Below are 10943 nucleotides of genomic sequence, written 5' to 3'. Positions count from 1 at the left end.
CCTAGACGGGGGCGCCCCCTCCCCCTTCCCCCCCCCCCCCCCCCCCCCCTTTCCCCCCCCCCCCCCCCCCTTCCCCCCCCCCCCCCCCCCCCCCCCCCCCCCCCCCCCCCAGAAACGACCGGCGGTTCGGCTCTGTCCGGGAGGTTCGGCCGGTCAGATCCGGCCGCCGTCCGTGCGGCGGCGCCGTGCGACGAACACGACCCCGCCGATGGCGGCGAGCGCCACCAGGGACCCGCCGACGGCCATCTCGGTCTGCGTCGGACCGGCGGAGCCGCCGAGCCCGCCCAGCGCGCCGCGACCGGAGAGCACGGTGAAGCTGCGCGTCTCCGTCCTGGGGTTGTCGTTGCAGCGGACCGACAGGTTGTACGTACCGGGGCTGATGTGGTCGTGGATCCTGGCGGTCGCGAACCCGGCGTTCCCGCGGTCCTCACCCGACAGGGACGTGGGGGAAAAGGCGGTGGACGTCACGATGCCCCCGTGGCCGCAGCCGTTGGCCGTGATGGTCAGCGTGGAGCCCGGGTGCACCGCGCTCGGATTGACCGTGACGTTGGTGGGACCGAAGTTGGCGGCGGCGATCGGGGCCGAGAGCCCCACCGCCGCGAAGGCGGCCACAGCCACCGGAAGAGCGCGTGCAGCACGCATGGTTGAACCTCCGAGGGAGGGCGCCCCAAAGCCGTGCTCCGGGAAATTCGACGAGTACGCCTCCCACGACGAACCCTCACCGCGCGTTCTCCACCTCGCATGTCGGCGCTGGTCCACCCTGGTGAGCCGACACGCCGGTGGAAGGGCCGCTGATCTGACGGAGTCGCAGGTCACAGACCGTCAGAACTTTTATAGGATCATGACACGGATGGGTCACCCCACCCGTCGCCCCGGACGGCCCGCCGCCCCGGCCCCCGCTCGCGGCCCCGCGCCCGGCCGCCACCCGTTCGCCCCTCTCTGATCGCCGGAGTGCGATCACGCCCTTACCGTGCCTACAGGTGGCACGCAGGGCATTGGAGGGAGCGCGATGGTGCAGGAAGAGTTCGGCTCGGAGCACCGCAGGCGGTCGCCGTGGGGTGCGCTCGCCCTGGTGATGCTCACCGGTCTGGCTCTGATGCGGAACGGCGCGGACGTCACGATGGGGCCCCCGCAGCCCGCGGCGGCCGCCGCGCTGTCGGGCAGGCCGGAGGTGTTCGTCCCCGCCAGCTCCGGCGCCCCGGTCGAGCCGCTGGCGTACGCGCCGGTCTCCCGGGTGAGGATCGACGCGCTCAAGGTCGACGCCCCGGTGATCGAGGTCGGCATCGACCAGGACGGCTGGGTGCAGGCGCCGCCGCCGGACGACCCCAACCTGGCGGGCTGGTACCAGAACGCGATCTCCCCCGGACAGCGCGGCACCTCCGTCATGGTCGGCCATGTCGACACCCGTCGCGGCCCCGCGGTCTTCTACGGCCTGGGCTCGCTGAAGAAGGGCAACCACATCGAGGTGACCCGCTACGACGGGCACGTGGTCGTCTTCGAGGTGTACGGCGTCGAGGTCTACGACAAGAACAACTTCCCGGGTGCCCGGGTGTACGGCGACACCGGGCACCCGGAGCTGCGGGTGATCACCTGCGGCGGCGGCTTCACCCGGGCCCGGGGCTACGACGGCAACGTCGTCGTCTACGCCCGCATGGTCGCCGCCCGCTGACCTGCCGGCCCCTCAGCGCCGCTTGGGCGGTACGCGCAGGCGGTAGCCCGAGGTGAGCAGCCGGGGCAGATAGGTGCGCAGCGCCGCCACGCTCTGCGAGCGGTCGCCGCCGGCGTCGTGCGAGAGCACCACGACCCCCGGGGCGGCGCCCTCCCGGACCCGGCGCACGATGGTGTCGGTGCCGGGCGTCGTCCAGTCGAGGGTGTCGAGCGTCCAGCCCATCGGCTCCATGCCCAGCTGGGCGCCGATCTGGAAGGAGTTGCGGTTCCAGGCGCCGTAGGGGGCGCGGAACCACTGCGGCCGTTCGCCCAGCACCTCCTCGATCACCTCGCTGGTGCGGGTCATCTCGTCGCGTACCGCGTCCCGGGACATCTTGATGAGCAGCGGATGGGTCCAGGAGTGGTTGCCGATCACATGCCCGTCGTCGTGCATCTCGCGCAGCAGGTCGCGGTTGTCGGTGGCCATCTCGCCGCAGACGAAGAACATCGCGCGTACGTCGTGTTCGCGCAGGGTCTTCAGGATCTGCGGGGTGTAGCGCGGGTCGGGGCCGTCGTCGAAGGTCAGCACCATGGTCTGCGGGCCGAGTTCGGGCATGCTCAGGAACGGACGGCGCCGCACCGGGGGCAGCGCCGTGCGGTACTGCGGCGGCGCCGCGGCGGTCATCGGCGCCAGGCGGTACGCGGTGGACTTCAGCCGGGGCGCCGCGGCGGCCTGCGCCCCTCCGGCGGGCCCGGCGGCCGCCTCGGCGGCCGCGCCCTCCGCAGTGCCGGTGTCCTCGGCGGTCAGCATCCGCACGGCGGCCGCGGCCGCCAGACAGGCGCCGACGCGCAGGAGCGTACGCCGCCCGGGGGGGATCTCATCCTTTTTCATGACCCATGGCTCGCACGGTGAACGGCGTCGGCGGCTGAAGCGCACCGCCCGCGCCGCCGAAAACACCCGTTGGGGTGTACCGGCGCGGTCCGCGCTGACGGGTGGCTCAGTGGCGGCGCACCAGCGGGAACGGCAGGGTCTCCCGGATCGTCAGACCGGTGAGGAACATGACGAGCCGGTCCACGCCGATGCCGAGCCCGCCGGTGGGCGGCATGGCGTACTCCAGCGCGTCCAGGAACTCCTCGTCGAGCTCCATCGCCTCCGGGTCGCCGCCCGCCGCGAGCAGCGACTGGGCGGTCAGGCGGCGCCGCTGTTCCACCGGGTCGGTCAACTCCGAGTAGGCGGTGCCGAGTTCGGTGCCGAAGGCCACCAGGTCCCAGCGTTCGGCCAGCCGCGGGTCCTGTCGGTGGCGGCGGGTGAGCGGTGAGACGTCGACGGGGAAGTCCTTGTAGAAGGTGGGCAGCTGGGTCCGCTCCTCCACCAGCCGTTCGTACATCTCCAGGACCACGTCGCCCCGGGTGTTCTCGGGGGTGTGCGGGACGCCCACCCGGTCGCACAGGCGGCGCAGGCGCGGCTCGTCGGTGTCGGCGCCGACCTCCTCGCCCAGCGCCTCGGAGAGCGCCCCGTAGACCGTCCTGACCGGCCAGGGGCCCGAGATGTCGTGCTGCACGAGCCGCCCGTCGGGGCCGGCCCGGTGGGCGACGGGCGCGCCGAAGGCGGCGGTCGCCGCGCCCTGGACGAGTTCGCGGGTCAGATCGAGCATCACGTCGTAGTCGGCGTAGGCCTGGTAGGCCTCCAGCATCGTGAACTCGGGGTTGTGCTTGTAGGAGACGCCCTCGTTGCGGAAGGTGCGGCCCATCTCGAAGACCTTCTCGACCCCGCCGACGCACAGCCGCTTCAGATACAGCTCGGGGGCGATCCGCAGATACAGGTCCAGGTCGTAGGCGTTGATGTGGGTGGTGAACGGGCGCGCGTTGGCGCCGCCGTGGATCTGCTGGAGCATCGGGGTCTCGACCTCCAGATAGCCGCGCTCCAGCAGGCCCTGCCGCAGCGCCTGGACGGCGGTGGAGCGGGCCCGTACGACGTCGCGGGCCTCGGGGCGGGCCACCAGGTCGAGGTAGCGGCGGCGCACCCGGGCCTCGGGGTCGGCCAGGCCGAGCCGTTTGTCGGGCAGGGGGCGCAGGCACTTTCCGGTCATCTGCCAGCCGGTGACGAAGAGCGAGTACTCGCCCCTTGCCGTGGTACCGGTGGTACCCGTGGCGCTGATGTGGTCGCCGAGGTCGACGTCGCGGGTGAAGCGGCCGAGCACCCCGGCGCCCGTGCCGTCCCGGGTGAGGGCGAGCTGGAGGTCGCCGGACCAGTCGCGCAGCACGGCGAAGACGACCCCGCCGAAGTCGCGTACGGCCATCACGCGCCCGGCCACCGTGGCGGCCGTGCCCGCCCGGGCCCCGCGCAGCTCCGCGAGGGTGTGCGTCCGGGCGGGGACGAGCACCGGGTACGGCTCGGCGCCCTCGGCGCGCAGCCGCTCCAGCTTGCGGTGGCGCACCCGCACCTGCTCGGGCAGCCGCCGCTCCCCGGCCCCCTCGGCGCCCGGCGCGGGCAGGCCGAGCGCCTCGATGGAGGGCAGGCCCGCGGTGCTGCCCGGACTGGTGACGCCCCTGGGGTGCCCCTTGCCCCACAGCTTGCGCAGGCTGGGTACGGAGACGAAGCCCTCGGCGATGCCGGACGCCAGGCCCACCCGGGCGAGCGAGCCGGCGTCGCCGTAGCAGAGGAAGCGCGGGAACCACTGGGGCTGGTACTTCACGTTCGACCGGTACAGCGCCTCCAGCTGCCACCACTTGGAGAAGAACAGCAGCAGCCTGCGCCACAGCCGCAGCACCGGCCCCGCGCCGATCCGGGCGCCCTCCTCGAAGGCCGAGCGGAACACCGCGAAGTTGAGCGAGATCCGCCGTACGCCGAGCTTCGGGGCGTACGCGCAGAGCTCGGCCACCATGAACTCCATGACGCCGTTGGGCGCGCCGCGGTCGCGCCGCATCAGGTCGAGGGAGATGCCGTCGGGCCCCCAGGGCACGAAGGAGAGCAGGGCGATGAGCCGGCCCGCGGCGTCGAAGGCCTCGACCAGCAGGCAGTCCCCGTCGGCGGGGTCGCCCAGGCGGTCCAGCGCCATGGAGAAGCCGCGTTCGGTCTCGGTGTCCCGCCAGGCGTCGGCCCGGTCGACGATCCGGCCCATCTCCTCGTCGGTGAGCGCCGAGTGGCGGCGGACGCGGGTGGTGGCGCCGGTGCGCGCGACGCGGCGCACCGCCTGGCGGGTGACGCGCATCTCACGGCCGTCCAGGTCGAACCGGGCCACGTGCAGGATCGCCTCGTCGCCCAGCTGGATGGCGCCCAGTCCGTACCGCGCGTAGACGGTGGCGCCCTCCATGGAGGCGCCCATCACGGCGGGCGCCCAGGCGTACTTGCGCGCCACGTCCAGCCAGGCGGCGATGGCGGGCCCCCAGGCCTCGGGGTCGCCCACGGGGTCGCCGCTGGCCAGCGCGACCCCGGCCTCCACCCGGTAGGTGACGGCCGCCTTGCCGCTCGGCGAGAACACGACGGCCTTGTCACGGCGGGTGGCGAAGTAGCCGAGCGAGTCGTCGCGGCCGTAGGCGCGCAGCAGGGCGCGGATGCGCGGCTCCTCGTCGCCGTGGAGCGCGGCCTCCATGCGCTGCGAGCGGAAGAGCGTGGCGGCGGCGCTGAGCAGGGCGACCGCGCCGAACAGGCCGAGGAAGAAGAAGAGCGGGCGGGGCGGGCGGCCGTCGAACTGGCCGCTGGAGGCGAGTCCGCCGAGCACCCGGTTGGTCGCCCACAGCAGCCGCTGGCCGCGCGGGAGGGTGCCGGGGAAGATCTCCACCAGCGCCCAGCCGGCCAGGATGCCCGCGCCGAGCCCCAGCAGGAGGACGAGCAGCGCCCGGTGGACGGCGCCGCGCCGGGTCTCGGCGTAGAACTCGCCGCGCGCCAGGATCAGGACGAGCAGCGCGGCGCCGCACACGATTCCGTTGGCGGCCCACACCCACTCGGTGACGGCGACCAGCAGCACGTCGGCGAGGAAGAGCAGCCCGAGGTAGCCGACCACCAGCCACCAGGCGACCTTCTTGCGGGCGCCGATGGCGGCGGCGAGCAGCAGCAGGAAGACGGCGTAGGCGAGGTTAGCGCTGACGGGGACGGTGACCCGGTCGAGGAACCAGGCGACCGGCCGCAGCAGCCGGCGCAGGGCGGGCACCAGCGCGATCGCCCCGCAGAACAGCCCGAGCCCGGCGAAGAACATCGCGAAGGCCTCCGGCACCCGGCTCAGGAACCGGGCCCGCGCGGGCGGGCGGGCCCGTGCCGGTATGGGCGTCTCCTCGCTGACACGCATGCCCTGCACTCTAGGGAGCGGCACGCCGGGGCGCCTGTCGGACGCGTTCGGGCGTGGGGCTAGCCTCGATGGTGTGACAGCACCCTTCGAACGCGGTACGGACGGACCCAAGGTCATCGTCGTCGGCGTGGACGGCTCCGACTCCTCGCTGCGCGCGGCGGCGTACGCCAGCGGCCTGGCGCGGCGGCAGAACGCGCTCCTCGCCGTGGTCTACGTGCAGCCCCTGGTGCCCGCGGGCGCCGCCATGGGGGCGCCGGTCGCCGACACCACCGGGGAGATCGCCGAGGGCCTCGCCCAGGAGATCCGCGCGGCGGCGGAACGGGTGAAGGACCTGTGGACCGTGCGCTGGGAGTTCCACACCCTGCGCGGCGACGCGTACGGCGGTCTGGTGACGGCCGCCGAGGAGCTGAAGGCGGACGCGGTGGTGGTGGGCGCCTCGGAGTCGGCGGGCCACCGGTTCGTGGGCTCGGTGGCGGTCCGCCTGGTGAAGGCGGGCCGCTGGCCGGTGACGGTGGTGCCGTAGTTCTGGCCCGGGCTTGGTGTGCGGGTGAGTGGGGGCCGCCTTTGTGTGCGGGTCCGTGGGTGGTAGGCCCGTTTTCGTCCGCGCGCCGGTGGTGGGTTGCTCGCGCAGTTCCCCGCGCCCCTGGGGGGGTCGGGGGCTCCGGGGTCCGGGGGCGCGGGTTCCTATCGGGCCGCCATCGTCAAGCCGTCCCGTGCCGCCCCGCGGCCGAGTACCGCCTCGCGGATCTGCGCCTGGGCCGTGCGGTAGTCCTCGCGGTCGGGCGCGGCGCCCAGGGCCCGGGGGAGGTCGACGACCCGGCCGCTGTCCACGTCGATCCACTGCGGGATGAACTCCGCCCTGGTGACCTCCCAGCGCGCGCCCGCCCGCGCGGGCGGCGCGAACGTGAAGCGGGCGATGGAGCTCATGTTGCCGCGCGGATCGCGCGCGCCGGAGTCGTTGAACATCTCCCCCGCGATCTGGTCGCCCTCGCCGTAGACGATCCAGGTGCCGTTGACCTTCTCGTACGCCTGCGGGATGTGCGCGTGCGTGCCCAGGATCAGGTCGATGTCGGGGCGGCCGGCGGTGCGTGAGGCGGTGAGGGCCTTGCCGAGGCGCAGTTGCCGCTCGTCGGGCTCGGTCTGCCACTCGGTGCCCCAGTGGAGGCTGACGACGACCACGTCGGCCCCGGCCCTGCGGGCCGCGCGGGCGTCCGCGACGATCTTCTGCTCGTCGATGAGGTGGACGGCCCAGGGCTGGCCCTCGGGCATCGGGTAGCCGTTGGTGTCGTAGGTGTACGCCAGTTGGGCGACCTTGGCGCCGCCCGCCTCCAGGAGCGCGGGGCTCGCGGACTCGGCGGCGGTGCGGCCGGAACCGGTGTGCTGGAGTCCCGCCTTGTCGAAGGCCCGCAGGGTGCGGGCGATGCCGTCGGCCCCGTCGTCGAGGCTGTGGTTGGAGGCGGTCGAGCAGGAGTCGTACCCGGTGTCCTTGAGCGCGGCGGCCACCTGCGGCGGCGAGGTGAACGCGGGGTAGCCGGCGAAGGGTCCGCCGTCCGGCCCGTACACCGTCTCCATGTGGCAGATCGCCAGGTCCGCCCGGGAGATCACCGGCTTGACGCCGGCCAGCATCGGCCGGAAGTCGTAGCCGTCGCCGTTCGCGTCGGCCGCGGCGCGCCGGATGATCGAGGCGTGCGGCAGTACGTCCCCGGTGGCGACCAGCGTGAAGGGGCGCGGGGCCGCCGTCGCCGCGCCGCCCGCGGGCGAGGGCGTGCCGGGGCGCTCGGAGTCCTGGTGGTGGGGCAGGCGCGCGGGGGCCGGGTGCTCCGCCGCGCACCCGGCGGTCGCGGCGGCGACGAGGGCCGCGAGGAGCGCCATCCGCCGGCTCGTTCTGCTGGTCATGGCACCGGACTCCAGAGGTCGGGTCGGAATTGCCTGATTGATTATCAGATATCCATATCATGCACATCCCTCCCGTTTCCCCAACCGTTCACCGCACCACTCGCCGCTTCGTTCGACCGTTCGTCGCACGCGGTGGTCCGGCGGGTGTCCCTCCGCGCCCGACTGCGCTCGGATACGGGCTGCGGCCTGCGGACTTCTCGGGAAGGGAGCACCACGGTGAGCACGGGATTCTCGGACGCTGCCCCACGGAGCACGGCGCCCCCGCGGCGCTACACCCGCGAGCCCGATCTCGCGGCGCTCCAGCGCGAGCACGGCCCCGCCCTGATGCACTTCCTGCTGGGCCTCACCTACGGCGACCGCCAGCGCGCCGAGGACCTGCTCCAGGAGACGCTGGTGAGGGCCTGGCAGCACCCGGAGGCGTTCGAGGGCCCGTACGCCTCGATGCGCCCGTGGCTGTTCACCGTGGGGCGGCGGCTGGCGATCGACGCGCGCAGAAGCCGGCGGGCGCGGCCCGCCGAGGTGCACGACGCGGTGCTGGACGCGCGCGTGGAGGCGGAGGACGACCACGCCGAGCGGTCGGCCGCGGCGCTGGACGTACGGGACGCGGTGCGCACCCTGAGCCCCGAGCACCGCGCGGTGCTGACGCAGATCTACTTCCGGGGGCTGAGCGTGGCGGAGGCGGCCGCGGTCCTGGGGGTGCCGTGCGGGACCGTCAAGTCCCGTTCGTACTATGCTCTGCGGGCCCTGGCGCGGGTCCTGCCGGGCTACGCGTCCGGCGGTCCGTCCGCCAGGTCCTCCTCGAAGAGCAGGGCCAGCATCGACGGTGTCTCCGCGACCTCCAGGTAGGCCGCGCGGCAGTCCGGGCATACGCGCAGATGACCGGCGACGCGGCGGTCCTCGTCCCGCGCGAGGGCGCCGAGGACGTACGCGCCGAGCAGCTGCCGCACATGCATGGGCACCTCGTGGGGACGACGGATCCTGCCCTTCTGGCCACGGCGGGCGCGCGCCCCCGGTTCAATGCTCCCTGGAGCTCCCTGGAGCGCCTGGACAGTCGATGAAAGAGGCGAGACGGAATGCGTCCGGAGGGTACGAACGGGACCAGTGGTGGAGAGCTGCTGGTGCCGATGGCATGGATGTACGCGGAGTACATCGCCGACGAATTACTGCGCACCGGCGATCTCATGCCGCCGACGACGCTCGAATTCAGGGCCGGACGCAACGCCTTGGCGTTGACGATCTTCCTGTCGGACGGCGCGGTCGGCGGCGCCCGGGTGGTGGCGCGGCTCGACGAGTGGAGTGCGCTGACCGCGGCCGGCCGGCCGTGGCACGGCTGGGTCCGCGAGCGGCTGCGGGAGCGGGAGGCGACCGGGTCCGGCCCGGACCTGGCGCTGGCGCGGGACGCCTGGCGGTGGCTCGAGGAGACCGAGCTGCTGGCGGCGGACCTGGACGCGGTGGTGCCGGGCGGCGTCGACCCGCGCGCCGAGGCGGAGGACGAGCCGCGGGTGTGGACCCCGGCGTGGGAACTCGGCCTGCCCCTGGGGCATCTGGCGATCCACCTGTTCTGACGCGCCCCCGGGGCAACGGCGGATCGTCAGCGCCCGCCGCGGCGCAGCAACTGGTCGCGGAGGGTACGCGCGTGGCGGCGGCTGACGGGGAGCTCGGCCCCGCCGACGCGGACGCTCATGCTGCCCGCGTCCAGGCGCAGTTCGTCGATCCGGGCGAGCGCCACGAGGTGGCTGCGGTGGATGCGGACGAACCCGTGCACGCGCCAGCGCTCCTCCAGCGTGGAGAGCGGCACGCGTACGAGATGGCTGCCGGAGTCGGTGTGCAGCCGGGCGTAGTCGCCCTGCGCCTCGGCGTAGCTGATGTCGGCGACGGCCAGGAAGCGGGTGACGCCGCCGAGTTCCACGGGGATGGGGGCCGGGGCGCCCGCGCCCGTCTGGACCTCCGCGAGCGCCGGGCCACGGTCACCGACCATCTCGGCCACCCGGCGCACCGCCTCGGCCAGCCGTTCCCTGCGGACGGGCTTGAGCACGTAGTCGACCGCCTTCAGGTCGAACGCCTGGACGGCGAAGCCCTCGTGCGCGGTGACGAAGACGATCAGCGGCGGCCGGGCGAACCCGGCGAGCAGCCGGGCGACGTCGAGTCCGGTGAGCCCCGCCATGTGGATGTCGAGGAAGACGACGTCCAGGCCCTGCTCGTCGTCGGGCCCGGCGTCGAGCGCGCCGCCGATCAGGCGCAGCGCGTCGGTGGCCCCGGTGGCACCCTCGGCGCTGCGCACCCGCGGATCGGAGCGCAGGAGGTACAGGAGCTCTTCGAGGGCGGGGGCTTCGTCGTCGACCGCCAGTACGCGCAGCATGCGCTCGGATTGTAGGTGCGACAACTCCTCGCTGTCCCGTCGCGTGGGGCGTGAGTGATTGGGCCGCCGTCTGCGTACCAGACGGCATGAGGCCGCTGGAACCGCACCGGGACGTCGGAGCGTACGCGCTAGGGGTGCTCGGCGCCGCCGACACCTTCCGCTTCGAGGAGCACCTGGCGGGGTGCGCGCACTGCGCCCGCCTGCTGGAGGAGCTCGGGAGCGTGGAGGCGCTGCTCGCCGCCTACGCCCGCTGGACGCCGCCGGGCGTGGATCCGGTCGCCGTGCCCTCGCCCGCGCTGCTGCACGCGGCGCTGGACGCGGTGGGCGGGCGGCTGCGGGCGCGGCGCAGAGTGCGCCTGGGGCTGCTGGCCGCCGCGGCGGCGCTGGTGGTGGGCGCGCCCTTCGCCGCGCTGACCCTGCTGGCGGACCCGGCCGTTCCGCACTGGACGGCGACCGCGTCGGCGCCCGGGGTGACGGCGACCCTGGCGGCGGCGCCCGCCGGGTTCGGTACCGACGTGGGGCTCGACGTGGACGGCGTGAGCGGTTCGGCCGTGTGCACGCTGGTCGCGGTCGGGCGCGGCGGCGAGGAGGACACGGTGGCGACCTGGGCGGTACGGGACGGGGCGCCGGTGACGATGCGGGGGGCCGCGGCCCTGGCGCCCGCCGACATCTCCCGCTTCGAGGTGCGCGCCCAGGACGGGTCCCCGCTCGCGACGCTGTCCCGGTCGGGGTGAGGGCGGGCCCGCGCGGCTCAC

The 10943-nt window shown here is 74.2% G+C and carries 11 protein-coding genes; 5 read left to right on the top strand and 6 right to left on the bottom strand.

Going from position 1 to position 10943, the window contains the following annotated elements; genetic code table 11:
* Window positions 1–153: 153 nt before the first annotated feature.
* The gene (locus tag AC069K_RS24240) at window positions 154–642 is read right to left on the bottom strand and encodes a hypothetical protein (RefSeq protein ID WP_358837811.1); all 489 of its coding nucleotides are present in this window, start codon (window positions 640–642) and stop codon (window positions 154–156) included.
* Between the two features lie 367 nt (window positions 643–1009).
* Here AC069K_RS24240 and AC069K_RS24235 point away from each other — a divergent pair, with 367 nt between their 5' ends.
* Window positions 1010–1669: a class F sortase gene (locus AC069K_RS24235; RefSeq protein WP_365113062.1), complete on the top strand. Its 660-nt coding sequence runs from the start codon at window positions 1010–1012 to the stop codon at window positions 1667–1669.
* A gap of 12 nt (window positions 1670–1681) precedes the next feature.
* Here AC069K_RS24235 and AC069K_RS24230 read toward each other — a convergent pair whose 3' ends face one another.
* Both AC069K_RS24230 and lysX read right to left on the bottom strand, forming a co-directional pair.
* The gene (locus tag AC069K_RS24230; RefSeq protein WP_365113059.1) at window positions 1682–2539 is read right to left on the bottom strand and encodes a polysaccharide deacetylase family protein; all 858 of its coding nucleotides are present in this window, start codon (window positions 2537–2539) and stop codon (window positions 1682–1684) included.
* A 106-nt stretch (window positions 2540–2645) separates the two neighbouring features.
* Window positions 2646–5933 carry a bifunctional lysylphosphatidylglycerol synthetase/lysine--tRNA ligase LysX gene (gene lysX, locus AC069K_RS24225; protein ID WP_478619699.1) on the bottom strand — a complete coding sequence of 1096 codons (3288 nt, stop codon included), beginning with the start codon at window positions 5931–5933 and terminating at the stop codon, window positions 2646–2648.
* A 73-nt stretch (window positions 5934–6006) separates the two neighbouring features.
* Here lysX and AC069K_RS24220 point away from each other — a divergent pair, with 73 nt between their 5' ends.
* Window positions 6007–6456: a universal stress protein gene (locus AC069K_RS24220; protein WP_358837567.1), complete on the top strand. Its 450-nt coding sequence runs from the start codon at window positions 6007–6009 to the stop codon at window positions 6454–6456.
* 161 nt (window positions 6457–6617) lie between these two features.
* Here AC069K_RS24220 and AC069K_RS24215 read toward each other — a convergent pair whose 3' ends face one another.
* Window positions 6618–7829, bottom strand: coding sequence for a CapA family protein (locus tag AC069K_RS24215; protein WP_478619695.1), 1212 nt, complete (start codon window positions 7827–7829; stop codon window positions 6618–6620).
* Between the two features lie 216 nt (window positions 7830–8045).
* Here AC069K_RS24215 and AC069K_RS24210 point away from each other — a divergent pair, with 216 nt between their 5' ends.
* Window positions 8046–8675 carry a sigma-70 family RNA polymerase sigma factor gene (locus AC069K_RS24210; protein ID WP_365113050.1) on the top strand — a complete coding sequence of 210 codons (630 nt, stop codon included), beginning with the start codon at window positions 8046–8048 and terminating at the stop codon, window positions 8673–8675.
* Here AC069K_RS24210 and AC069K_RS24205 read toward each other — a convergent pair.
* Window positions 8594–8782, bottom strand: coding sequence for a zf-HC2 domain-containing protein (locus tag AC069K_RS24205; RefSeq protein WP_365113047.1), 189 nt, complete (start codon window positions 8780–8782; stop codon window positions 8594–8596). The two genes, AC069K_RS24210 and AC069K_RS24205, sit on opposite strands and share 82 nt — an antisense overlap.
* 120 nt (window positions 8783–8902) lie before the next feature.
* Here AC069K_RS24205 and AC069K_RS24200 point away from each other — a divergent pair, with 120 nt between their 5' ends.
* A complete protein-coding gene (locus AC069K_RS24200) occupies window positions 8903–9394 on the top strand; it encodes a hypothetical protein (protein ID WP_365113045.1) in 492 nt (163 codons plus the stop codon).
* Between the two features lie 26 nt (window positions 9395–9420).
* Here AC069K_RS24200 and AC069K_RS24195 read toward each other — a convergent pair whose 3' ends face one another.
* Complete coding sequence (locus tag AC069K_RS24195; protein ID WP_478619689.1) at window positions 9421–10188, bottom strand: LytR/AlgR family response regulator transcription factor; 768 nt, start codon at window positions 10186–10188, stop codon at window positions 9421–9423.
* Window positions 10189–10274: 86 nt separating this feature from the next.
* Here AC069K_RS24195 and AC069K_RS24190 point away from each other — a divergent pair, with 86 nt between their 5' ends.
* Window positions 10275–10922: a zf-HC2 domain-containing protein gene (locus AC069K_RS24190; protein ID WP_365113040.1), complete on the top strand. Its 648-nt coding sequence runs from the start codon at window positions 10275–10277 to the stop codon at window positions 10920–10922.
* Window positions 10923–10943 lie beyond the last annotated feature (21 nt).

The organism is Streptomyces sp. NPDC043908, from assembly GCF_056435525.1.
Note: the sequence above shows the minus strand (reverse complement) of the source record. Positions and strands in the feature narration are given on the sequence as shown.

What these genes read in the sequence shown, in the direction of transcription:
- AC069K_RS24200 (WP_365113045.1), top strand. Translation starts at nt 8,903, where the DNA reads ATGCGTCCGGAGGGTACGAACGGGACCAGTGGTGGAGAGCTGCTGGTG.
- AC069K_RS24240 (WP_358837811.1), bottom strand. Translation starts at nt 642, where the DNA reads ATGCGTGCTGCACGCGCTCTTCCGGTGGCTGTGGCCGCCTTCGCGGCG.
- AC069K_RS24190 (WP_365113040.1), top strand. Translation starts at nt 10,275, where the DNA reads ATGAGGCCGCTGGAACCGCACCGGGACGTCGGAGCGTACGCGCTAGGG.
- AC069K_RS24205 (WP_365113047.1), bottom strand. Translation starts at nt 8,782, where the DNA reads ATGCATGTGCGGCAGCTGCTCGGCGCGTACGTCCTCGGCGCCCTCGCG.
- lysX (WP_478619699.1), bottom strand. Translation starts at nt 5,933, where the DNA reads ATGCGTGTCAGCGAGGAGACGCCCATACCGGCACGGGCCCGCCCGCCC.
- AC069K_RS24230 (WP_365113059.1), bottom strand. Translation starts at nt 2,539, where the DNA reads ATGAAAAAGGATGAGATCCCCCCCGGGCGGCGTACGCTCCTGCGCGTC.
- AC069K_RS24215 (WP_478619695.1), bottom strand. Translation starts at nt 7,829, where the DNA reads ATGACCAGCAGAACGAGCCGGCGGATGGCGCTCCTCGCGGCCCTCGTC.
- AC069K_RS24195 (WP_478619689.1), bottom strand. Translation starts at nt 10,188, where the DNA reads ATGCTGCGCGTACTGGCGGTCGACGACGAAGCCCCCGCCCTCGAAGAG.
- AC069K_RS24235 (WP_365113062.1), top strand. Translation starts at nt 1,010, where the DNA reads ATGGTGCAGGAAGAGTTCGGCTCGGAGCACCGCAGGCGGTCGCCGTGG.